Below are 22,409 nucleotides of genomic sequence, written 5' to 3' on the forward strand. Positions count from 1 at the left end.
CTCACGTCACCCCCAAACTTCTTTTGAGTCGTGTCAATCCGTCCCGAATTCGGGACTTAACGGTCGGTAACCCTACGCCAAGGTAGTGGGCTACCTCCGCATAGGTTCGCCCGCCGTAGTAGGCGAGCGAGATGGCTTCCCGCTGGGTCTCGGTCAAGGTCGCGAGACCGTCGAGGACAGCCTGTTGTTCGAGCCTTCGCTCTACCTCTTCGGTCACTTCGTCGAATTCGTTACCGAGCACCCGGATCCCGTAGGCGACCTCGCGTTGGGTGTGCGCCTGCTCGGCGCGCACCCGGTCGACGGCTCGCCGATGTGCCAGCGTCATCAACCACGTGACGGCCGAACCCTTGTCGGGGTCGAAACTGGCGGCGGTGCGCCAGATCTGTAGATAGACCTCTTGGGTCGTCTCCTCGGCGTATCCGGGGTCGTGTAGGACGCGCAGCACCAGACCGAAGACGCGCGCGGACGTCCGGTCGTATAGCTCGGCGAAGGCTTCCTGGTCGGCTTGACCGCACCTGGCCAGCAGGGCGGCGAGCTCGATACTTTCGGCGGCGCGGGCCGTAACCGCAGAATCCACACCGGGTGGGAAGGCATCTCTTCGGAACGAGTCGCCCTCTGCGGCCGGCTGCCGCGTTGTCACAACGCTCCATTCTGTGTCATCGGTCACCACCGTAGCGGGCCGCTATGACCTCCCTTCGACTGGGGTGTCGGCAAACCGCCTGTGGCCCAGCGACTTTGCGGAAAACTTCGACACGCCGGAGTGTCTCAAGCGGAGACACGCCGTGACACGCTGAAGTTGAGCGCGAAACGCAGGGCTCGTCAGGTTATTTGGCTTCTGGCCTTTGGCTCCGGCGGCGCAGCAGCGGTGGCCGCATATCGCCTGCCGGTTGTTTGCTAGGGATTCGGCGCGCCGCGCCACATGGATGGGAAATTTTTTGGATCAGACCGCCATGCGGCGGCGATTGCGCCGTGCGTGCATCTCGCGTTCGGTCTCGGACATGCCGCCCCAGATGCCGTAGGGCTCGCTGACCTTGAGGGCGTGACTGCGGCACTGCATCAGCACGGGGCAGGCCCGGCAGATCTCCTTGGCGCGCATCTCGCGCGCGGTACGAGCACGGCCACGTTCGCCGTCGGGGTGGAAGAACACGGCCGAGTCCTGCCCACGGCAGGACCCTCGCATCTGCCAATCCCAGACATCGGCGTTCGGCCCGGGGAGGTGGGTGGGCATGGGCATGGTGAACTCCTCGTGGTGCGAGCTCGTCAGCGTTGTCGAGCAGTTGTTCTGCAAAGTTGTAGGCCACGGCGCTGTGTCGGCGAGTGCCCCTGTGCTGCCCGTTGCGGTCGCTGCAATTTCGCGCGGCGCCGACTGTGGCGATGAGCTACGTTAGGTCCAGCCGCGAAATTCCGTCAATAGTTCGGCGCAGCAGTTTTCCAAATCTTAGGCTGCGAAATTTAACCTCTGAGCTGTTTACTTTTCGCATTGGTTCCGGAGATACTGATCGGTTGACCAGAGGCTCATGGCTCGCTGCTGCCCGTGATCTGGAACCATTTCCGCAGGTAGGGCGCAGTTTCTGGAGATCTGAACCGTTCAGAGCTGACCGTGGGCGGTGTGGGGGCGGTCACGATGGCCCGCGGCGGCCGCCGCGGCGCGCGGCGCCGAGATGGCGAAAATGGGGCATCCAGGTAAATTGCGCGAAACGCGCGTGAATTCCGATCTTGCCCGTCCCTGGAATGCCGTGACGAGATTTACCTGGCGGAAACATGACATAGTCCTCGTAAATGCTGTGCGGTAGCCGGTTGGTCGTTTCCGGTCTTTCTCCCGGTCATGGCGCGGTGGGCGGCCGGGATACAGTTCGGCGGTGTTCGTGCCCGCTCCGCTCGGAGATCCCCGAATCGAGGCCCTCGTCGACGGTGCGTTCGGCGCCCGACCCGGTCATGCCGCTGCCGAGTTGCCGACCGCGCCCGGCGCGCTCGCTTCGTGGTATCGGGCGGTGATTCTCGGCGGACAGGGACGTTATGCGGCGGCGCGCGCGCAATTGCGAATTATCGGCGGCAACAGCGCCGATCCGGTGATGCTTTCGCTGGCCGCGAGCACCGAGGGTTCGCTGCTGCGCCAGCTGGGCTGGCACGCCCGCGCCGCCGCCTACGACGGTCGCGCGGCCGCACTGGTCTCGGCCCTGGCGCTGGGGGACCGTGCGGCGGCGGACCCGGCTCGCTATCCCTTTACGGCGGCCGACGCGATCTGCGACGCGCTGACCGGTCTCGCCGCGGACGCGCTCGGTACCGGCCGCCTCGCGCTGTCCTGGCGGCTGCTGGACCGGGTGGACCGCGTGCTGGGCGCGGGCGAACTCGGCTGGCGGCCCGCCGTGCGCAGGCACTGGGTCGGCGCCGAAACCGCGCTGGCCGCGGGCCTGGCCGCGCAGGCGGGCGAGCTGGCCGCGGCCGCGCTCGAACTCGCCGAGCGCGGCCCCTCGGTGCGACACCAGGTCAAGTCCCGGCTCCTGGTCGCGGCGGCCGCCGCCGCAGCGGGTGAGCACGACCGCTCGCGCGCGCTGGCCGAACAGGTCGGCGCGCAATGTCGTGAGCACGGTCTGCTGCCGCTGCGCTGGGCGAGCGCGATGCTGCGCGCCGGCCTCGCGGTCCCGGGCGCCGCCGCCGAGGCCGAGGACTGCGCGGCGACCATCGCCCGACGTGGCGGGCGGTTCCGCCCGATGAGCGCGGGATGAGGTTCGGGAACCGCGAGCGTGCGGGCACGCGCGATTCGTGCGCGCATGCGCTCCCAGTTGCCTTGTTCCGAGCCCTGTGTCGCTATTGTTAGTTCCGTTCCGCCGCTTCGGCGGAAGCACCGGTCAACACCGACCGTGCCACTTGTAACGCCAGGAATCTCTCTGACGATGACGAACACGGGCGAAGAGTTGGACCTCGCCGTCGCTGCCGCTGCGCAGGGCGACAGATCCGCTTTAGCTCAGGTACTGGAGATGATCCGCCCGCTGGTGGTGCGCTACTGCCGCGCGCGGATCGGAGCCGCGGAGCGTGGGCAGCTCTCCGCGGACGACGTTGCGCAGGAGGTCTGTTTGGCCGTGATGACCGCCTTGCCCAGGTATCAAGACCAGGGCAGGCCCTTCATGGCCTTCGTATACGGAATCGCTTCGCACAAGGTTGCCGACGCCCACCGCAACGCCGCCCGTAACAAGGCGGAGGCGATGGCCGAAGTACCAGATGTCATATCCACCGACCATGGTCCGGAACAACGAGCTCTCGAATCGGAGACGAGCAGGCAGATGAACCGTCTGCTCGCGACGCTCCCCGAGAAACATCGAGAGATCCTGATCCTGCGATTGGTCATGGGTTTGTCAGCCGAAGAAACCGCAGTCGCCGTGGGCAGTACGGCGGGCGCGATACGAGTGGCTCAGCACAGGGCACTCGCGAAACTCAAGTCTCAAGTGGCGAGGGCAGGTGAATTGTATGGCTAGGGATGGCGAGCGCGGTCGGGGCGACTGGAAAGCGCGGCTTGGATCGCGAGATAGCGGTCCCTACGCCGACGCGTCAGGGGACACCGGCCCGGTCGATATCGCCGCGGTGCGCCGCGACGATGCTCTGATCGATGCCATCGCCAGCGATGGCGAGGTGCGCACCGAGAGCGCGGAGGAGTATCAGCTCGCGGCTTTGCTCGCGGATTGGCGCGCGGAGCTCATCGCTCCGCCGATGGCCGACGCACCCGATCTGGACGCGATCGTTGCCGCGGTCAATCAGGAGATCGGTGCGCGTCAGGTACGGCTAGGGGCCCAGACCGGCAGTCGACTACGGCTGGTTCGCCCGCTCCTCGGGGCCGCGGCGGCACTCGCCCTGGTCTTCGGCGGTATGACGGCGTTCTCCTACAACGCCGAACCGGGTGATCCGCTGTGGCGGGTCAAAGAGGTCGTGTTCAGCGAGCAGGCGCAGAGCACCGTGGTGCAGCGCACCGACAGCGATCTGAGCGAGGCGGGCAAGCTGGTCAGCCAGGATCCCGTCGCGGCCAAGCAGCGCTTGGCGGCGGCCAAGGAGAATGCCGGGCAGATCAGTGACCCGAAGAAGCACACCCAGGCGATGGAGGAGTGGAACCGGCTCGTCGCGGAGCTGGCCAAGGTCAGCCCGGTACTGGCCGACCAGCTGAACAACGGCACCTCCGATCCGGTGACGCCGACGCCGACCAGCGGGGTCAAGCCGACCAAGCCGGTGCCGCCGGTGCACACCACGCCGGATGCCACGATCATGCAGACCAAGCCGAGCGACCCGTCGGACAGGCCGACCGAGCCGAACGAGCCGCCGACCAACGACAAACCGACCACCCCGCCGCCGGTGACCACGACACCGCCGCCGGTCGATACGACCACCCAGCCTGCGACACCCACCACGGTGTCCGGGCCAGCGGTGGGCGATCCGACCGTCGATCCGGACGAAGGCGTGCCGACCAAGCCGCCGGCGCAGGGTAATTCGGGTAGCACGTTCGTCGTGCCGTCCGGGTCGGGTTTGCCGAGCACGAGCTGAAAACCGACTCGGTACCAGCTGTCCAACGACCACAAACGAACAAGACATGAACCGATTACCGAAATGGTGGTCGGTTTTCTGTCTTTTCGGATGCCGTGCCGCCGTGTGCGGCGCGACTCGCTGCGGCGAAAATCACAGCGCCACACGGCACTGAATCGCGCGCCAGGAAGTGAACGCGTCCGGATGTCAGGGACGAGGCGCGGCCGTCGAAACGCTCGACTGGCGGGGCGAAACGCTCAGCTGTCGAAACCGTCGAAGCCGTCGCCGTGGAACGCCTCGTTCATCGACGCATCCGCGTAGCCCCGGCAGTAATCCCAGGTGACGTACGCTTCCGGCGTCGGGTCGTAGGCGGGCTCGTGCGGACGCACCGTGCCGTCCACCAGTAGCTGAAGCAGGTTGGCGCGCAACATGTCCCAGTCGTGGTAGTGGTCCTGCCGACAGTCTTCGCAGCTGACCACGAGTCCGCGGATACCGCGGTGCGCTAGTAGGGCCTCGTAGACGGCGAGATCAGCGAGATCCTCCTCGACCGCAAGGCGCTCGTGGGGATCCAGCGGCTCACCGGGCTCGATGGCATCGAGCGCGGCGGACGGGTCGGAGGGGTCTCCGGCGAAGGGATCCGGCGGCAAGCCAGGTGGTAGATGGTCACGCACATCCCCACGGTACGCAGAACAGGGTGGTCTGCGCCAGCGATGTGGGCCGCAAGTTTCGCCGATGCCTGCCCATCGCCGGTCCCGGTCGGCCCCCGGCGACCGCCTGTCCTGGGTCGGCTTCCCTGCCCCGTCGGGCCCCGGTGGGCTCACTTGGTCGGCGAGTTTGCGGGACAGATACCATGGTGTCAGGCTCCGGCGAGCACCCGACACGATGTCCGGAGCTACTTGTCCATCCCATCAGCTGCGCACGACGCCGGTGACCCCGGCGCCGCTCGCTGTCGACGTCCAGGAGGGGTCGATCCGAATGAGTAATCCCGTATCGGGCGAACGTACTGCTGTCCGCCCATCTACGGGTGGTGACGATCCGAACAAGATCGCCATGCTCGGCCTCACATTCGACGATGTGCTGTTGCTGCCCGCCGCCTCGGATCTCATCCCCAGCTCTGTGGAGACCTCCAGCCAGCTGACCAGGGAGATCCGGCTGCGGACCCCGCTGGTGAGTTCGGCGATGGACACGGTGACCGAGGCGCGGATGGCCATCTCGATGGCCCGCGCCGGCGGCATGGGCGTGCTGCACCGCAACCTCGCCGCGGCCGATCAGGCCGCGCAGGTGGAAACGGTGAAGCGGTCCGAGGCGGGCATGGTGACCGACCCGGTGACCTGCCGCCCGTCCGACACTCTCGCCGAGGTCGACGCCATGTGCGCCCGGTTCCGCATCTCCGGCCTGCCGGTGGTGGACGAGACCGGTTCCCTTGTGGGCATCATCACCAACCGTGACATGCGGTTCGAGGTCGATCAGAACCGCAGGGTCGAAGAGGTGATGACCAAGGCGCCATTGATCACCGCGCAGGAGGGCGTCACCGCGGAGGCCGCGCTCGGCCTGCTGCGCAGGCACAAGATCGAGAAGCTGCCCATCGTGGACGGCAACGGCAGACTGCGCGGGCTCATCACGGTCAAGGACTTCGTCAAGACCGATCAATACCCGAACGCCACCAAGGACCGCGACGGCCGCCTGCTGGTCGGCGCCGCGGTCGGCGTCGGCGAGGATGCCTGGTCGCGGGCCATGACGCTGGCCGACGCGGGCGTCGACGTGTTGATCGTCGATACCGCGCACGGCCATCAGGCGCAGGTGCTGCAGATGGTCACCAAGGTCAAGGCCGAGGTCGGCGACCGGATCCAGGTCGTCGGCGGCAACGTGGCCACCAGGGCGGGCGCGGCGGCGCTGGTCGAGGCGGGCGCGGACGCGGTGAAGGTCGGCGTCGGTCCCGGCTCGATCTGCACCACCCGCGTGGTCGCCGGGGTCGGCGCGCCGCAGATCACCGCGATCCTCGAGGCCGTGGCCGCGTGCAAGCCCGCCGGTGTGCCGGTGATCGCCGACGGCGGCATCCAGTTCTCCGGCGATATCGCCAAGGCCATCGCCGCAGGCGCGTCCACCGTGATGCTCGGCTCGCTGCTGGCCGGCACCGCCGAATCGCCGGGTGAGCTGATCCTGGTGGGCGGCAAGCAGTTCAAGAGCTATCGCGGCATGGGCTCGCTCGGCGCGATGCAGGGCCGCGGCCAGGCGAAGTCCTTCTCGAAGGACCGCTACTTCCAGGACGACGTGCTCGCCGAGGACAAGCTGGTGCCCGAGGGCATCGAGGGCCGGGTGCCGTTCCGCGGACCGGTGAACCAGGTGATTCACCAGCTCGTCGGCGGTCTGCGGGCGGCCATGGGCTACACCGGCTCGCAGTCCATCGCGCATCTGCAGCAGGCTCAGTTCGTGCAGATCACCGCGGCAGGCCTGAAGGAGAGCCACCCGCACGACATCACGATGACCGTCGAGGCCCCTAACTACACTGGTCGCGGCTAGCCGCGCGAGTCCGAGGATCGGACCGCGCGGTCCGGGCATGATGGAGCCGGTCGAGCCGGGCGGGGACGTCCCACCCGCTCGGTCAGCGGTGAACACCTGAGGCGCGAGTTCTGCGAGCGCCGTTCGCGGACTGCCGCACGTCCGAGGTGTCGTAAACGCGCCGTCGGCGCGCGTGCGGACAGCTCGGACGGGAGACAACCCGGGCCGCGAACACGCCGTGCCGCAGGCGCGGCAAACCAACACAGCAAGGAGTACTGACGTGCGCGACATGGTCGAGATCGGCATGGGCCGGACCGCCCGGCGTACCTACGAGCTGGACGATATCGATATCGTCCCCTCGCGCCGGACCCGCTCGTCGAAGCAGGTGTCGCTGTCCTGGCAGCTCGACGCCTACCGCTTCGAGATCCCGTTCCTCGCGCATCCGACCGACGCGCTGGTCTCGCCGGAGTTCGCCATCGAGCTCGGCAGGCTCGGCGGGCTCGGCGTCATCAACGGTGAGGGCCTGTGGGCCAGGCACGCCGACGTCGCGGGAAAGATCGAGCAGCTGCTCGAGCTGGTCGGCAAGGGCGGCTACGAGCGGGCGGTCTCGCTGCTGCAGGAGCTGCACGCCGCGCCCATGCAGCCGGAGCTGCTCGCGGCCGCGGTCGCGCAGGTGCGTGCGGCCGGGGTGACCGTCGCGGTGCGGGTGAGCCCGCAGAACGCGCGCGCGTTGACGCCCGCGCTGGTGCAGGCCGGGGTCGACCTGCTTGTCGTGCACGGCACCATCATCTCCGCCGAACACGTCGGTGACGGTGAACCGTTGAACCTCAAGACCTTCATCGCCGAACTGGACGTGCCCGTGGTAGCGGGCGGCGTGAGCGATCATCGGACCGCGCTGCACCTGATGCGCACCGGCGCGGCGGGTGTCATCGTCGGCTATGGCTCGTTCCCCGGCGCGACCACCACCCGTGAGGTGCTCGGCATCGGCGTGCCGATGGCCACCGCGATCGCCGATGCCGCCGCCGCGCGGCGCGACTACCTCGACGAGACCGGCGGCCGCTACGTGCATGTCATCGCCGACGGCGATATCGAGACCTCCGGTCAGTTGGCCAAGGCGATCGCCTGCGGCGCGGACGCGGCCATGCTCGGCGTGCCGCTCGCGGTGGCCGCCGAGGCGCCGGGGCGTGGCTGGTACTGGCCCTCGGCCGCCGCGCACCCCTCGGTGCCGCGTGGCTCGCTGCTCGGCGTCGAATGGGAACTGGAGGAGGGCTCAGGCGACGCGCTGCGTCCCAGCCTCGAGCAGGTGCTGTTCGGCCCCTCCGACGACCCGTTCGGTTCGCTGAATCTCGTTGGCGGTCTGCGCCGTTCGATGGCCAAGGCGGGCTACTCCGACCTCAAGGAATTCCAGAAGGTCGGCCTCAGCGTCCGCGGCTGAACCGGTCCGTGCTCCGATCGTGTACGCGCCCTGACTCGTTCAGCGGGCGAGGCTCGGGACGACACGCTCGCGCAGGAAGCTGCGCATCGCGGTGTTCACCGGGTCGGGGTGGGTCATGGTGACCGCGAGGCGCGCGCCCGGGATCTCGACGTAGGTCGAGCCGGTGATGCCGTGGGTCAGTTGTTTGGCCCGGTCGGGCGGGATGCCGCTGTCGGTGGCGTGAATCACCAAGGCGGGACAGGTGATCTCGGCGAGGCGGTCCAGCACCGAGTCGCGGCTGAGCAGGCAGCCCGCGGCCATCTCGATGCCCTGACAGTCGCGCAGCAGCCAGCGCGTGGTCCAGATGGTGCGGTACCAGTTGTCGTTGCCGATCAGCCAGGACGCGAGCTGGTGCACCGCCTGCTCGCGGGAGCCGTCGTCGTACCACTGCGCGAGGAACTTCTGGGTGGCGTCGGACTGCTCCGGCGTCGGGCCGTTCGCCTCGGTGCTGATCAGGATGAGCGCCGAGACCCGCTCCGGCGCGATGAGCGCGGTGCGCAGCGCGGTGAAACCGCCCTGTGCGGTGCCGCCGATCACGGCCTGTTCGGCGCCGACGTGGTCGAGCACGGTGAGCGCGTCGCGGGCGGCGGTCCAGTAGGTGAACGGCAGGCCCTCGTCCCTGGTGCGGCCGTGGCCGCGGGCGTCCCAGGAGACGATGCGGAATTCCGGTGCCAGCGCGGCCATCTGAGCCGCGAACATGGTCCGGTCCATGAAGAATTCGTGTGCTAGCAGCACCACCGGGCCGCTCCCGCCGCTGTCCTCGTAGTGGATGTCGGCGTCGATCGCGCGGGCGAATGGCACTGCACGAGGATAGCCAGCGGGGCACCGGCTCGCGGGCCGATTTGCTGGGTCGCCTATTTACTTGCTGGAGTTCGTCGGTGCGGCGGGTGGCGACATCGCGCGCGGGTACCGGTTCGAGCGGCCCCGACCTCGATCGCCGGACTTCGTTGCGGGCGGCCGGGTTCGGCGGCGCGGCGACGCGAGATCGGTTGGCGCGGCCGCGTGTCGGCGATGCCGACGGTTCGCTCGCGGCCTGCTTCGCGACGCCCGCGCCGTGATCGCGGTAGCCGAGACCGCCCGCGTCGGTGCTGGTGGCGGCACCACGGTGCCGATGATTCGGGCGTGCGACCCGCTCACTAAACTGTGCCGGTGGCGCAAACACAGAGACCGGTCCTCGTCGTCGACTTCGGCGCGCAGTACGCCCAGCTGATCGCTCGGCGGGTCCGCGAATCGAGTGTGTTCTCCGAGGTGATCCCGCACACCACCACGGTGGAGGAGATCGCGGAGCGCCAGCCGCTGGCCGTGATCCTGTCCGGCGGCCCGGCGAGTGTGTATGCCGAGGGCGCACCGCAATTGGACGCGCGACTGTTCGATCTGGGCCTGCCGGTGTTCGGCATCTGCTACGGCTTCCAGGCGATGGCGCAGGCGCTCGGCGGCACGGTCGCGCACACCGGCACCCGTGAGTACGGCCGCACCGAGCTCAACATCGACGGCGGTGTGCTGCACGGCGGCCTGCCCACCATCCAGCCGGTGTGGATGAGCCACGGCGACGCGGTCACCGACGCCCCCGAGGGGTTCGAGGTCACCGGCACCACCGCGGGCGCACCGGTCGCCGCGTTCGAGGATCGGGCCCGCCGCCTGGCCGGCGTGCAGTACCACCCGGAGGTCCTGCACTCCCCGCACGGCCAGCAGGTGCTCAGCCGCTTCCTGCACGAGATCGCGGGCATCCCCGCTACCTGGACGCCCGCCAATATCGCCGACTCGCTGGTCGCCGCGGTGCGCGAGCAGATCGGCACCGGCCACGCGATCTGCGGTCTGTCCGGCGGTGTCGACTCCGCGGTCGCCGCCGCGCTGGTGCAGCGTGCCATCGGTGACCGGTTGACCTGTGTGTTCGTCGATCACGGCCTGTTGCGCGCGGGGGAGCGCGAGCAGGTGCAGCAGGATTTCGTCGCCGCCACCGGGGCCAAGCTGGTCACCGTCGACGCGGTCGACAAGTTCCTCGGCGAGTTGAAGGGCGTCACCGACCCCGAGGAAAAGCGCAAGATCATCGGGCGTGAGTTCATTCGTTCGTTCGAGGACGCGGTGTCCGAGGTCGTGCTCGAGCAGGGCGCCGACGCCGCGGACTCCGGCTCGAAGGTCGAGTTCCTGGTGCAGGGCACGCTCTATCCCGACGTGGTGGAGTCCGGCGGCGGCACCGGCACCGCGAACATCAAGAGCCACCACAATGTCGGTGGTCTGCCCGACGACCTGGAATTCGAGCTGGTCGAGCCGCTGCGCCTGCTGTTCAAGGACGAGGTGCGCGCGGTCGGTCGCGAGCTCGGCCTGCCGGAGGAGATCGTCGGCAGGCAGCCGTTCCCCGGTCCCGGCCTCGCCATCCGGATCGTCGGCGAGGTGACCCCCGATCGCCTTGCCACACTGCGGCAGGCCGACGCCATCGCGCGGGAGGAACTCACCGCGGCCGGGCTCGACAAGCAGATCTGGCAGTGCCCGGTGGTGCTGCTCGCCGACGTGCGCAGCGTCGGCGTCCAGGGCGACGGCCGTACCTACGGTCACCCGATCGTGCTGCGCCCGGTCTCCAGCGAGGACGCGATGACCGCCGACTGGACCCGACTGCCCTACGACGTGCTCGAGCGGATCTCCACCCGCATCACCAACGAGGTACCGGAGGTCAACCGAGTAGTCCTCGATGTGACCAGCAAGCCCCCGGGCACCATCGAATGGGAGTGACCGCACACTGAACGACAGAAAGGCCCTGTCCGCGTGGACAGGGCCTTTCTATTCGAGTCGTCAGTGTCGTTTGCGGGGCGAGACGACCAGCACGACGCCGATGATGATGGCGGCGAGTACCACGATCCAGCCCAGTGGTACACCGGTGGTTTTCGACCACGACTCGGGACCGATGAACGCCCAGGCGCTCACGCCGAGGGCCAGCAGGCCGACGATGAGCAGCGAGGCGGACGGGCCGCGCTTGGTTTCGGTCTGGTTGGAGGAATTGTCAGCCACGGTGCACCGCCATAGAGCCGGCCCGGACATCGGCCTTCAGGTCGAGTACGGGGGTGTCGGGAGTATTCGGTCCGGTGATGCCGTTGACGCACTCACCCATTGCCACATCGCAACTCGTGCGCACCGTCATGCCGTTGGGCACCAGCACCTGGAAGTCGCCCATGCGGACATTGATCTCGACGGTGCGGTTCGCGGTGAGATTCAGCTGCCGCAGGTCGAGTGTGCCCGCGCCCATGTTGATCCGGTATTTCGCGTCCAACTGGTCGACCGAGGCGGGAGTCCACAGGTGATCACCCATCGCGGTGCCATCGAATTCGACCGGGCCGATCGCCGAGGCGAGCAGGACGAAGCCGGCCAGCGGCGCGGTCAGCACCAGCAGTCCGTAGCCCCGGCGCAGGAAGGCGCCGAGCACCAGGCCCAGGCCGACCACCGCCAGCGCCACCGCGGCGATCCGGCCGGGCGTCATCCATTCGACGCCGGAGGCGGCCAGTGCGCCGGCCCCCGCGGCGGCGAGGATGGCCAGGCCGATCACCACCGGGGTCAGCCGGGAGCGCGGGCGTTTCGGCGGCGGCGCGACCACGGTGCGGACCGGGGTCGGTTCGGGTAGATCCCAGGCGAGCGGCGCGACACCGAGCGGATCCCAGGCAGGCGGGGTCGGGCGGTCGAGCATCGCGGATCTGCTTGCGCCGGTGGGCGATCCGGTGTCGACGGGCCGCGCGGGTGCGTCCTTGTGCAGTGCGGGCGTGTGGTCGGGCACGATCTCGGCGTCCTGGATCTCCTCGGCCGGTTCGACCGGCTTGCGCAGCACGACGGTGCCGTCTTCGCCCGGTGTCTCGGTCTTTTCGAGGCCGATGATCGTTGTGGGCTGTTCGGCCGGATGCGGCGCGGCACCGGGTGATTCGGCGCCGGGTGCTTCGACGCTGTGCGATTCGACGTTGGGCGACCCGGCGGCAGTGGCCGAATCCCGGTGCGGCGGTGTGGTTTCGGCGGCCGGAGGTTCCGGGACGTAGGCGTCGGGCAGCTTGGTGTACGGCGTGTACACGCTGGTCGGCGGCATATACGCGGCGCCTGCGGTGCGCGGCGCACCCGGCGGGAAGGCCGCACCGGGATACCCGGTGGCCGTGATCCCGCCCTCGGTCATCAGGCCGCTGAACTCACTGGTGGTGCCGGGCGGTGCCGTGGGATTGCGGAGGTGGAGCAGCCACCAGCCCGCGAGCATCAGCGCGAGGCTGATCAGTCCGGAGCCGCCGAGCCCGACCCCGACCGGGCCCATCGTGCTCACCGCGATGGCGAGCGCGACGATCAATACGATGGTCTTGGTCTGCGACTGGGAACTGTGGCCCTTCCCCACCAGCGACTCGGCCGCGGAGGCCTGCTCGCCCTCCTCGCTGCACAACAGCCAGGCCAGCAGGTAGAGCACGACACCGGAGCCGCCGAAGATCGCCGACACCACGAACGCCACGCGAACGAGCACCGGGTCGACGTTGTATCGCCTGCCGAAGCCGGCCGCGACGCCGGCGATCGGCCCCTGGCGAGGCAGCCGCACCGGCCGAGTGCGCCACATGTGCTGGAGCTGGTCCCCGAAGCTCGTTTTCGTCATGGTTCCCATACTGTGCCTGACCAGCGCGTCCGCACATCGGGGGGAACCCTGAATAATTCCCCCCATCCTTTGGACCGGCCGGTCAGCGGCGGGTACGCGCGAAGATCAGGGTGATTCCTGATAGCTAGCCGCCGGAGCGCATGTCACTATCGAAGACATGTACCCGTCTGCGCCCTCGTTCGACACCAGGGGGTTCGAAGCCACCCGGGGGTTCGATCCGATGCGCGGTTTCGGGCCCGCGCCGGTGCTCGATCCCCTGCGCGCGCCGCACGCGCGCATGGTCCGGCGTTCGGGCGGGCGCATCGTCGGCGGGGTGGCGGGCGGCATCGCCGACCATCTCGGCATAGACGTGTTCAAGGTGCGGATCGCCTTCGTGCTGCTGTCGGCGTTCGGCGCGGGCATCGTCGCCTACGGGTTGCTGTGGATCTTCACCCCCGGTGGCAACGATGTGATGAAGGCCTCCGGCTCGGAGCGGCGGCAGGCGATCGGGCTCGCGCTGCTCGGGCTCGGGCTCGCCGTCGGTGTGTCCTGGCTGTTCAGCGGGACCGCGGCGAGCGTGATCGCGCCCATCATCGTGGTGGCCATCGGCGCGGCGCTGGTCTGGCGCGAGTACGACGCGGACGGCCCGCGGTCGCTGCTCGGCCTGCCCGCGCGTCCCTCGGTGGTGACCTGGGCGCGCATCGTCGCGGGCGGCACGCTGATCGTGGCCGGGCTCGGCGTGGTGGTGCTGGCCAGGATCGATCTGAGCTCGCTCGGGTCCGCGCTCGTCGCGGTGGCGGTCACCCTGGTCGGTGCGGCGCTGCTGACCGTGCCGCTCTGGCTGCGCATGATGCGGGCGTTGAACGCGGAGCGTTCGGCGCGCATCCGCAACGAGGAACGCGAGGAGATCGCCTCCCACCTGCACGATTCCGTGCTGCAGACGCTGGCGCTGATCCAGCGGCAGGCCGACGACCCGCAGGAGGTGGCGCGGCTGGCGCGCAGCCAGGAGCGGGAACTGCGCAAGTGGTTGTTCGAGGATGCCGGGCCCGCGCAGTCGAGCCTGGCCGCCGCGCTGCGCACCATCGCGGGCGAGGTGGAGGACCAGCACGGCGTGAAGGTCGCCCCGGTGACCGTCGGCGATGTCTCGATGGATCTCGGCGACACCGGCTCCGGCCTGCCCAAGGAACATTTCACCGCGCTGCTCGGCGCCAGCCGCGAGGCGCTGGTCAACGCCGCGAAGCACGCGGGCGTCCCGGAGATCGATCTGTTCGCCGAGACCGAACCGCATCAGGTGAGCATCTTCGTGCGCGACCGCGGCACCGGTTTCGATCCCGCCGCGGTCCCACAGGATCGGCAGGGTTTGGCGAAGTCCATTCGTGGCCGGGTCGAGCGCCGTGGCGGTCAGGTGGAGATCCTGTCCCATCCCGGGCGCGGCACCGAGGTGCGAATCTTCATGCCGCGCACGGATTCCGGTGGTGAGCACGACGACGCCGCCGATGCGCGGGAGCAGGCCGAGGTCCGGCAACCCGTGCCGTGACGATTTTTCATTAGACTCAGCGTGCGGCCGGTAGCCCGCGGCGACAGCGCGGTGGCTTTCATGTCCGGCGGAGTACGCGGAGAGGCGGATAGGTGACCGTGCGAGTCTTTCTCGTCGACGATCACGCGGTGTTCCGGTCGGGTGTGCGAGCGGAGTTGAGCAGGGAAACCGACATGGAAGTGGTCGGTGAGGCGGGCGGGGTGGCCGAGGCGATCGCCGGGATCAACACGGCCAAGCCGGATGTGGTGCTGCTGGATGTGCACATGCCGGACGGCGGCGGTGTCGCGGTGCTGGCCGGCATCGAGGACGGGCCGGTGTGCCTGGCCCTGAGCGTGTCCGATGCCGCGGAGGACGTGATCGCGGTGATCAGGGCGGGCGCCAGAGGCTATGTGACCAAGACGATTTCGGGCGCCGAGCTGGCCGACGGCATCCGCCGGGTGTCCGGTGGCGACGCCGTGTTCAGCCCGCGCCTGGCCGGTTTCGTGCTCGACTCGTTCACCGGCAAGTCGCCGGTGCCGGAGCCGCCGCTGGATCCGGAGCTGGATTCGCTGACCCCGCGGGAACTCGAGGTGCTGCGCCTGCTCGCGCGCGGCTACACCTATCGGGAGATCGCGGAAAACCTCTTCATCTCGGTGAAAACCGTGGAGACCCATGCCTCCAACGTGCTGCGCAAGACGCAGCAGTCCAATCGCAATGCGCTCACCCGCTGGGCGCATCGGCGCCGCATAGATTGAGTTTCGGGGCCGCGACGATCGTTCGGGGGATCTAGCCGGGGCCGGTTGTGCTGGGGGAGCGGTGTTTACATCACCGCGATGATGACCGCGATGATGATGATCAGGCCGATCAGCAGGCCGACGGCGATGGCGAGGGGCGCGCTGCTCGGCTGTGGCGCCTTCGCGCGCTGCGGGGCGGGGGCGGCCGTGGTGTTCGCGGGGGTGCGGTGCGGGCGGGGTAACGGGGTGGAGTGCGGGCTGCGTAAGCCGGAGGCCGAATTGCGGGCCGCCCACGCCGGGATCGTGCCGTCCTCGGTGCGCACCGGCGCGCCGAGAATGTACGGACCGGTGCCGGGACCGAAGGCGGCGGTGAGGATTTCGTCCCTGGCCTCGGCCATCGTCGGGCGCCGCTGCGGGGCGGGTTCCATCATGTGCAGCAGGGCCTCGGTGAGCACGCCGCTGCGGGTCGGCGGGATGATCTGCGCCATGGCCGCGCGGGTCACCACCACATCCTGGTCCTCGTCGAAGCCGAACGGCGGCTGTCCCTCGATCGCGGTGTAGAGGGTGGCGCCGAGGGAGAACACGTCGCTGGCCTTGGTCGGCTGGGCGCCGCGCGCCACCTCCGGCGGCAGATAGGCGGGGGTGCCGGTGATCACGCCGTCGGGTTCGTCGGAGTGCTCGCCCGCGCCGCGCGAGATGCCGAAGTCGCTGAGCTTGGCCATGCCGACGATGGGACCGCGGTCGGCGACAAGGATGTTGCCCGGCTTGATGTCTCGGTGCACGATGCCCGCCGCGTGTGCCGCGGCCAGCGCGTCGGCCACCTGCGCGCCGATCTGTGCCACTTCGATCGGCGGGAGGGTTTCGACCAGCGCGAGCGCCTTGGCGACGCTGCGCGAGGGCAGGTGTTCCATCACCAGCCACGGTTCGCCCGCCTCGAGCACCACGTCGTACACGGCGATCGCGTGCTCGTGCGAGAGCTTGGCGGCGACCCGGCCCTCGTGCATGATCTGGCTGCGGATCTCGTTGGCCGCTTGCTCGTCGAGTCCGGCCGTCGAGATGACCTGTTTGATAGCCACATCCCGATCGAGCAGCCGGTCGTGCGCGAGCCAGACCGCGCCCATGCCACCCCCGCCCGCCTTCGACTGCAGCCGGTAGCGGCCTGCGACGAGATAGTCGGGGCCGACGATGGGACGAGCGCGTTCGGTCACGGGTGCGAGGGTAGCGGAAAATGGGCTTAGCTGGCCTGATTCGTGACGACACCGCATGCCGCCGTCGCCCCCGCGTAACGACCGGATAGACCGGTCGTCGTTTTACAACGGCATCGTTGCGAAATCACCCCGGCGGGTGCGCCCCCTTGACGGAACCCGGGGGTCGGTTTCTACTGAGCAGGTATCGAACGTATATTCGATTACGGATCGATAGCTGAGTCGGTGCCGACCCTGGTCCATCGTGGGAAGTAGGTGGTAGGGATGGGTTCGGATGCGCGGAAGCGGGTGGGGGCGCTGCCGGGTGGCTCGGCGCCCGCGACCGGCCGAGATACCCAGGCGACCTTGTCTGAGCTGCGGAAAAAGATGGCGGCCATCCCCGGGCGCGGAGCGGCGGCGGTCGAGCGGATACCCGTCGAAGCCGAACTGAGCCGGGAGGTGCTCGCGGTGCCGCCGCCGCTCGCCGAGTTGTTGCCGGGCGGTGGTCTGGCCAAGGGGTCCGTCGTGGCCTACGCGGGGGCGCGTTCGCTGCTCGCCGGGCTGGTGGCCGCGGTGACCGGCGAGGGCGGGCACGCCGCGGTGGTCGGCGTGCCGCGCCTCGGCCTGCTGGCCGCGGCGGAGATGGGCGCCCAGTTGGAGCGGCTCGCCGTGATCGCCGACCCCGGCCGGGATCCGGTGGAGGTGGCCGCGGTGTTGCTCGACGGGCTGGACCTGGTCGTGCTCGGCCTGAACGGCGTCGCCGTGCCGCCCGCCCGCACCAGGGTGATCGCCGCGCGTGCCCGTACCAAGGGCTCGACCCTGGTGGTCACCGACGGCCGCTGGCCCGGCCCCACCCTGCGGTTGGACGCGCGGGTGGCCGGTTACGCGGGTCTCGGCCGGGGGCGCGGGCGACTGCGCGGCCTCGGCCTCGAGGTCGAGGTGCGCGCCAAGCAGGACCAACCCCGGCGCGGCAGGCTCGACCTGTGTTCGCGGGCGGGCCGGGTCGAATGGGTCCGGCACGAGCCGGTTCCGCGCGCCGTGCCGGTGCTCGACGCCGGCGAAGCGGCCTCGTGAGCGAGCGCCGACGTGTTCGAGAACGGCTCGGCGACACCATGATCGGCCCGAAATCGGGGAGGCCGACCAGGGTGCTCGCGCTGTGGTGCCCCGATTGGCCCGCGGTCGCCGCGGCGGCGCTGGCCGGGCTGCCCGCGACGCGGCCGGTGGCGGTGCTGTTCGCCAACCGGGTGGTCGCGTGCTCGGCGCTCGCGCGCGCCGATGGGGTGCGGCGCGGGATCAAGCGCAGGGAGGCGCAGGCCCGCTGCCCGGATCTGTTTCTCGCGCAGGCGGATCCGGATCGGGACGCGCGACTGTTCGAGCCGGTGGTCGCGGCGGTGGACGAGACGGTACCCGGCGTCGAGGTGTTGCGGCCGGGGCTGCTGGTGCTCGGCGCGCGCGGTGCCGCAAGGTTTTTCGGTTCCGAGGAGGTGGCGGCCGAGCGGCTCGTCGACACCGCGGCCGCCGCGGGGGTGGAGGCGCAGATCGGCATCGCCGACGAGGTGTCGACGGCGGTAATCGCGGCCCGTCGCGGCGTGCTCGTGCCCGCCGGGCACGGGGCGCGCTTCCTGGCGCCGCTGCCGGTGCGCGAGCTGGCGGTCGAGCCGAGCCTGGCCGCGCCGGAGCGCACCGATCTGGTGGATCTGCTGCACCGCTTGGGTTTACGCCGGATCGGCGATTTCGCCGCGCTGTCCACGGGCGAGGTGGCCTCGCGTTTCGGCGCGGACGCGGTGCTGGCCCATCGCAGTGCCAACGCGGCGCCGGAGCGGCCGCCCGCGGCACGGCAGCCGCCGCAAGACCTGATGGTGGAGCATCCCTGCGATCCGCCGATCGAGCGGGTCGACGCCGCCGCTTTCGCGGGCAGGCTGCTCGCCGCCCGGCTGCACGCCGCGCTCGCGGCCGCCGGACTGGCCTGCACCCGGTTGTCGATTCTCGCCGAAACCGAAGCGGGGGAGGAGCTTTCCCGGATCTGGCGCTGCGCGGAGCCGCTGACCCCGGAAGGCACCGCCGACCGGGTGCGCTGGCAGCTCGACGGCTGGCTCACCCACCGGGATCGGCCCACCGCGCCGATCGTGCGGCTGCGCCTCGATCCGGTCGAGGTGGTGGCCGCCGGGGCGTTGCAGCTCGGATTGTGGGGCGGCGTCGGCGAACAGGACGAGCGGGCCCGGCGGGCGCTGATCCGGGTGCAGGGCCTGCTCGGCGGGGAGGCGGTGCGGGTCGGCGTGCTCAGCGGCGGCCGCGGGCCCACCGAACGCGTCACCATGGTCGCGCTGGGTGACGAGCTGGTACCCGCCGCTGACCCGGCGCTGCCGTGGCCGGGCAGGTTGCCGGAGCCCGCGCCGGCGCTGATTCTGTTGCACCGCCCCGAGGTTCGGCTGGAGGCCGCCGACGGCACCGCGATCCGGATCACCGACCGCGCGTTGTTCAGCGCCGATCCGTCCCGGCTGCGCTGGGGCAGCAGGCAGTGGCGGCTGGCCGGGTGGGCGGGCCCGTGGCCGGTGGACGAGCGCTGGTGGGCGCCGGAAACCCCCGGAAACGACGACGGCGCGGTCACTTTCACGGCTCGCGCGCAGGTGCAGCTCGACGGCGCACCCACCGAGGTACGGGTGCTGCTGCTGCTCTATCGCGGCGAGAACTGGTATGCGGAAGGGCTTTACGATTGAGGCCGGGTCCACACCGAGGCCATGGTGAACGGCTGCCCGAGCAACTGCGTCCACTTCGGTTTCGCGGCCAGCCACGTCTGGTCGATCAGCGCCTCGGCGAATTCGGTGAGCACCCAGCCCGCCGCCAACGCCGCACTCAGGTGCTCGCTGATCAGGTGCAGGTTCGTGCTGATCGCCACCGGCTCGCCGCCCGCCGGGGTGTAGTGCGTCGGCATGCCGGTCACCATCATGAACTGCGGGTGGAAGCTGACCAGCACGCACCGCGCGCCCGGCGCGGCCAGCCGCCAGGCCTCGGCGTAGAACGGGGCCAGGTCGGGCAGGTGCTCGTCCACCAGCGAGGCGATGATCAGGTCGTAGGCCCCGCCGCGCAGCCCGGTGTCGCGCACGTCTCCGGTGGTGAGCGTGCTGTGCGCGCCGCGCTGGGCGGCCCGCTTCAGCATCTGCGTGCTCACGTCGACCCCGTCGATCTCCGCGACGCCCCGGTCACGCAGCCAAGCACCGGTCCGCCCGGTGCCACAGCCGAGGTCGGCGGCTCGGCGCACCCGCTCCCACGCCGGTTGCCGCAGCCGGGCCAGCAGCGCGAGATCCATCTCGTCCATGACGGTGTTCTCGTAGGTCGGGGCCCAGCCGTCGTATCCGGTGGCCACGTCGACGGTGGGATAGTTTCTGCGGTCGTACTCCGCGAATGACGGCATGCCCGGAGTATGTCGTGGCACAACGGGTTTCACCAAGAAGTTTTCCGCACCGGGGCCGCGGCCCCGGTGCGGCGGATCGCTCGGTGCGCGTGATCCGCGTGACAAGTCGCGGGTCCGCCCGCCGCGGCCCCGGTACTCTCGAAGATCGTGGATCTCACGGCGGCCGACGCGGCATTCGGTGACGTGCGGATCGCCTACCGGGACTCGGGGGCGAACGCGGGTTCCGGCGTGCCCGTGGTGCTGGTGCACGGCATGGGCGGGGACGGGCACACCTGGGACCGATTCGCGCGGGCCCTGCGGCAGGCGGGCCGCCGGGTGATCATCCCCGACCTGCGCGGCCACGGCCGCAGCGCGCACACCGAGTCCTACCGGTTCGACGAGTTCGGCGCCGACGTGCTGCGGTTGTGCGAGCGGCTGGGGCTGTCCTCGGTGGATCTGGTCGGTCATTCGCTCGGCGGCTACGCCGTCTCCTGCGTCGCGCAGCAGCGGCCCGAGCTGGTCCGTCGCCTGGTCATCGAGGAATGCCCGCTGCCGCTGCAATCCGGCGCCGAGGAATTACGCCTGACCCGGCGTTTCCCGACCGTGCCCGAGCTGTGGCACGCCACCTCCAGCCTGGTCCGGCATCCGCGTGCCGTGCTGGCCTTCGATCGGTCGATGACCAGGACCGCGCTGGAGCAGTTCCGCAAGCCGAACCCGGAGTGGTGGGACCGGCTGCGCGACATCACCGCGCCGACGCTGGTGCTGCGCGGCGGTCCCGGCGGCATGGTCGATCCGGTGAAGCTCGAGTTCCTGCGCACGGCCGTCCCCGACTGCACGGTCACCGCGTTCAGCTGCGGCCACAGCATCCACCGCGACCGCTATCGCGAGTTCGCCGCCGCGGTGCACCCGTTCCTGGCCGCCTGAACCCGGCGGCTCGGCTCACCAGTGGGTGCCGGGCACCCAGCGCGCGGCGCGGCGCAGCGCGGTGCCGGTGACCCGGCGCGCGGCCGAGCGTGGCCGCGGTTGCGCTTGGGTGACAACGGGTTCGGCGTTGTCCTCGGTCTCCTCCACCTGTTCGCCCTTGGCCGCGGGGGAGTCCGGCAGTGCGCGGTAGTAGCGGTGCAGGATCCGGTCGCGGAACTTGGGCGTGAGCAGGGCGCCGTATTCGGCGAAGGTGCCGAGCGGCACATCGATGCGCTTGGGGCGTTCGGTCAGCGCGCGCACGATGGTCGCCGCGGCCCATTCGGGGGATTCGGACGGTCCCTGATCGCCGCTCGGGGTGATCATCGGGGTGCGCACCAGCGGCATGTGGATGGTGGTGAAGGTGACCCCGTCGGCCATCGTCTCCACTGAGGCCACCTCGGCGAACTTGTCCAGGGCCGCCTTGCTGGCCAGGTAGGCGGCGAAGCGCGGCGTCGCCACCTGTACGCCCGCGCTGCTGATGTTGACGATGTGGCCGAACTTGCGCTCGCGCATCTGCGGCAGCAGCGCCAGCGTCAGCCGCAGCGCGCCGAAGTAGTTGACCGCCATGGTCCGTTCGAAGTCGTGCAACCGGTCGGTGGACCGATGGATCGCGCGCCGAATCGATCGGCCCGCGTTGTTCACCAGCATGTCGACGTGACCGTGTTCGTCGAGGATCGTCTTCACGGCGTGATCCACCGAGTCGGAAGCGGTGACGTCGCACTGGTAGGCGTAGGCGTCGCCGCCCGCGGCCTTGATCTGTTCGACGACGCTGGCGAGTTCGTCGGCCCGGCGCGCGAGCAGGAACACCGTGGCGCCCTTGCCTGCGACGGCGAGCGCGGCCGCGCGGCCGATGCCGGACGAGGCGCCGGTGATCAGGACATGCCGTCCGGCGATATCGCGGTTGCGGCGGCGACGTGGGCCGGCGGCGTCAGCGGAGGCTTCGGTCATCGCTGCTCCTTTGCAGGTTGGTTGGCACGAACTTACTCCGAAGTAAGTTTACCTGCCAAGTGGCGCTTGTCACGTTCCGCGGCGGTATTCCGGTGGCGAATGCGGGTCGAACAACCTCGAAATCTATCGAACATATGTGCGATACTCGGCGCATGGCGGACGATCGGATGGCGGACATCTTTGCCGCGGTGCGGCTCGGTGGGGGGAACCCGGCGGCGGCGCGAAAGGCGCTGGAGCAGTTGTGGGACGAGATCGGTGAGGGCGGTGATCCCTTGCACCGCTGCGTGATCGCGCATCACCTGGCGGATCTCCAGGACACCGCCGACGACGCGCTGCTCTGGGATCGGCGGGCGCTGGCCGCGGTGTTCGGCCCCGGCATCCCGCTCGACGAGGGCCTGCGCAGCTTTCTGCCGTCGCTGTATCTGAACCTGGCCGACAGCCACCGCCGGGTCGGCGATTTCGACACCGCCCGCATGCAGTTGACCATCGCGCGCGGGCACCTCGATGTCCTGGCCGCCGACGCGTACGGCGCGCTGATCCGCTCCGAACTCGAACGCGTCGAATCCGCGTTGGCCCGCGGTGTGACCGACCCGCTGTCGAGCTGACCCGCCG

At 69.8% G+C, this 22,409-nt stretch carries 22 protein-coding genes; 13 read left to right on the top strand and 9 right to left on the bottom strand.

The features are described from left to right. Position 1: 1 nt before the first annotated feature. Positions 2-577 carry a sigma-70 family RNA polymerase sigma factor gene (locus tag F5X71_RS05125; RefSeq protein ID WP_167460888.1) on the bottom strand — a complete coding sequence of 192 codons (576 nt, stop codon included), beginning with the start codon at positions 575-577 and terminating at the stop codon, positions 2-4. 363 nt (positions 578-940) lie between these two features. Then, complete coding sequence (locus tag F5X71_RS05130; protein ID WP_014981828.1) at positions 941-1,234, bottom strand: WhiB family transcriptional regulator; 294 nt, start codon at positions 1,232-1,234, stop codon at positions 941-943. 625 nt (positions 1,235-1,859) lie between these two features. Here F5X71_RS05130 and F5X71_RS05135 point away from each other — a divergent pair. From F5X71_RS05135 to F5X71_RS05145, 3 genes are all read left to right on the top strand, one after another. Beyond that, the gene (locus F5X71_RS05135; RefSeq protein ID WP_167460889.1) at positions 1,860-2,726 is read left to right on the top strand and encodes a hypothetical protein; all 867 of its coding nucleotides are present in this window, start codon (positions 1,860-1,862) and stop codon (positions 2,724-2,726) included. Positions 2,727-2,894: 168 nt separating this feature from the next. Beyond that, positions 2,895-3,473 (top strand): sigma-70 family RNA polymerase sigma factor, encoded by a 579-nt coding sequence (locus F5X71_RS05140; protein WP_167460890.1) that lies wholly within the window; start codon positions 2,895-2,897, stop codon positions 3,471-3,473. Further along, positions 3,466-4,527 (top strand): anti-sigma-D factor RsdA, encoded by a 1,062-nt coding sequence (locus F5X71_RS05145; protein ID WP_167460891.1) that lies wholly within the window; start codon positions 3,466-3,468, stop codon positions 4,525-4,527. Before F5X71_RS05140 ends, F5X71_RS05145 begins: the two co-directional genes overlap by 8 nt. Before the next feature lie 236 nt (positions 4,528-4,763). On the opposite strand, the gene F5X71_RS05150 is transcribed toward F5X71_RS05145, so the two are convergent. Beyond that, entirely contained in the window at positions 4,764-5,177 is a 414-nt protein-coding gene (locus F5X71_RS05150) for a DUF5319 domain-containing protein (protein WP_011207424.1), read from the bottom strand. 304 nt (positions 5,178-5,481) lie between these two features. Here F5X71_RS05150 and guaB point away from each other — a divergent pair, with 304 nt between their 5' ends. Both guaB and F5X71_RS05160 read left to right on the top strand, forming a co-directional pair. Then, complete coding sequence (gene guaB / locus F5X71_RS05155; protein WP_167460892.1) at positions 5,482-7,026, top strand: IMP dehydrogenase; 1,545 nt, start codon at positions 5,482-5,484, stop codon at positions 7,024-7,026. Positions 7,027-7,285: 259 nt separating this feature from the next. Next, positions 7,286-8,440 (top strand): GuaB3 family IMP dehydrogenase-related protein, encoded by a 1,155-nt coding sequence (locus F5X71_RS05160; RefSeq protein WP_167460893.1) that lies wholly within the window; start codon positions 7,286-7,288, stop codon positions 8,438-8,440. 39 nt (positions 8,441-8,479) lie between these two features. Here F5X71_RS05160 and F5X71_RS05165 read toward each other — a convergent pair whose 3' ends face one another. Continuing rightward, positions 8,480-9,280, bottom strand: a complete 801-nt coding sequence (locus tag F5X71_RS05165; protein WP_167460894.1) for an alpha/beta fold hydrolase — start codon at positions 9,278-9,280, stop codon at positions 8,480-8,482. Positions 9,281-9,366: 86 nt separating this feature from the next. Here F5X71_RS05165 and F5X71_RS05170 point away from each other — a divergent pair, with 86 nt between their 5' ends. Then, positions 9,367-9,537: a hypothetical protein gene (locus tag F5X71_RS05170; RefSeq protein WP_167460895.1), complete on the top strand. Its 171-nt coding sequence runs from the start codon at positions 9,367-9,369 to the stop codon at positions 9,535-9,537. 91 nt (positions 9,538-9,628) lie between these two features. After that, on the top strand, positions 9,629-11,206 hold the full coding sequence (gene guaA, locus F5X71_RS05175) for a glutamine-hydrolyzing GMP synthase (RefSeq protein ID WP_167460896.1): 1,578 nt from the start codon (positions 9,629-9,631) through the stop codon (positions 11,204-11,206). A 60-nt stretch (positions 11,207-11,266) separates the two neighbouring features. On the opposite strand, the gene F5X71_RS05180 is transcribed toward guaA, so the two are convergent. Together F5X71_RS05180 and F5X71_RS05185 are read right to left on the bottom strand one after the other, a co-directional pair. After that, positions 11,267-11,482 carry a hypothetical protein gene (locus F5X71_RS05180; RefSeq protein WP_167460897.1) on the bottom strand — a complete coding sequence of 72 codons (216 nt, stop codon included), beginning with the start codon at positions 11,480-11,482 and terminating at the stop codon, positions 11,267-11,269. After that, positions 11,475-13,082 carry a PspC domain-containing protein gene (locus F5X71_RS05185; RefSeq protein ID WP_342803760.1) on the bottom strand — a complete coding sequence of 536 codons (1,608 nt, stop codon included), beginning with the start codon at positions 13,080-13,082 and terminating at the stop codon, positions 11,475-11,477. The genes F5X71_RS05180 and F5X71_RS05185 overlap by 8 nt, the downstream gene beginning before the upstream one ends. Before the next feature lie 220 nt (positions 13,083-13,302). On the opposite strand from F5X71_RS05185, the gene F5X71_RS05190 reads away from it, so the two are divergent. Both F5X71_RS05190 and F5X71_RS05195 read left to right on the top strand, forming a co-directional pair. Continuing rightward, a complete protein-coding gene (locus F5X71_RS05190) occupies positions 13,303-14,598 on the top strand; it encodes a PspC domain-containing protein (protein ID WP_428981479.1) in 1,296 nt (431 codons plus the stop codon). A 98-nt stretch (positions 14,599-14,696) separates the two neighbouring features. Continuing rightward, on the top strand, positions 14,697-15,332 hold the full coding sequence (locus F5X71_RS05195; RefSeq protein ID WP_167466226.1) for a response regulator: 636 nt from the start codon (positions 14,697-14,699) through the stop codon (positions 15,330-15,332). A 65-nt stretch (positions 15,333-15,397) separates the two neighbouring features. Here the strand turns inward: F5X71_RS05195 and F5X71_RS05200 are convergent, their stop codons facing one another. Continuing rightward, a complete protein-coding gene (locus F5X71_RS05200) occupies positions 15,398-16,519 on the bottom strand; it encodes a serine/threonine-protein kinase (protein ID WP_167460899.1) in 1,122 nt (373 codons plus the stop codon). A 261-nt stretch (positions 16,520-16,780) separates the two neighbouring features. Here F5X71_RS05200 and F5X71_RS05205 point away from each other — a divergent pair, with 261 nt between their 5' ends. Together F5X71_RS05205 and F5X71_RS05210 are read left to right on the top strand one after the other, a co-directional pair. Beyond that, entirely contained in the window at positions 16,781-17,569 is a 789-nt protein-coding gene (locus tag F5X71_RS05205; RefSeq protein ID WP_167460900.1) for a hypothetical protein, read from the top strand. Between the two features lie 38 nt (positions 17,570-17,607). Beyond that, positions 17,608-19,212 (top strand): DNA polymerase Y family protein, encoded by a 1,605-nt coding sequence (locus F5X71_RS05210; RefSeq protein ID WP_167466227.1) that lies wholly within the window; start codon positions 17,608-17,610, stop codon positions 19,210-19,212. On the opposite strand, the gene F5X71_RS05215 is transcribed toward F5X71_RS05210, so the two are convergent. After that, on the bottom strand, positions 19,203-19,907 hold the full coding sequence (locus tag F5X71_RS05215; protein ID WP_167460901.1) for a class I SAM-dependent DNA methyltransferase: 705 nt from the start codon (positions 19,905-19,907) through the stop codon (positions 19,203-19,205). The two genes, F5X71_RS05210 and F5X71_RS05215, sit on opposite strands and share 10 nt — an antisense overlap. A gap of 147 nt (positions 19,908-20,054) precedes the next feature. Here F5X71_RS05215 and F5X71_RS05220 point away from each other — a divergent pair, with 147 nt between their 5' ends. Next, positions 20,055-20,810 (top strand): alpha/beta fold hydrolase, encoded by a 756-nt coding sequence (locus F5X71_RS05220; RefSeq protein WP_167460902.1) that lies wholly within the window; start codon positions 20,055-20,057, stop codon positions 20,808-20,810. Between the two features lie 15 nt (positions 20,811-20,825). Here the strand turns inward: F5X71_RS05220 and F5X71_RS05225 are convergent, their stop codons facing one another. Then, the gene (locus F5X71_RS05225; protein WP_167460903.1) at positions 20,826-21,797 is read right to left on the bottom strand and encodes an SDR family NAD(P)-dependent oxidoreductase; all 972 of its coding nucleotides are present in this window, start codon (positions 21,795-21,797) and stop codon (positions 20,826-20,828) included. A gap of 152 nt (positions 21,798-21,949) precedes the next feature. Here F5X71_RS05225 and F5X71_RS05230 point away from each other — a divergent pair, with 152 nt between their 5' ends. Then, on the top strand, positions 21,950-22,402 hold the full coding sequence (locus F5X71_RS05230) for a hypothetical protein (protein WP_167460904.1): 453 nt from the start codon (positions 21,950-21,952) through the stop codon (positions 22,400-22,402). Positions 22,403-22,409: the final 7 nt, after the last annotated feature.

This window comes from Nocardia brasiliensis, from assembly GCF_011801125.1.
GTDB lineage: Bacteria > Actinomycetota > Actinomycetes > Mycobacteriales > Mycobacteriaceae > Nocardia > Nocardia brasiliensis_C.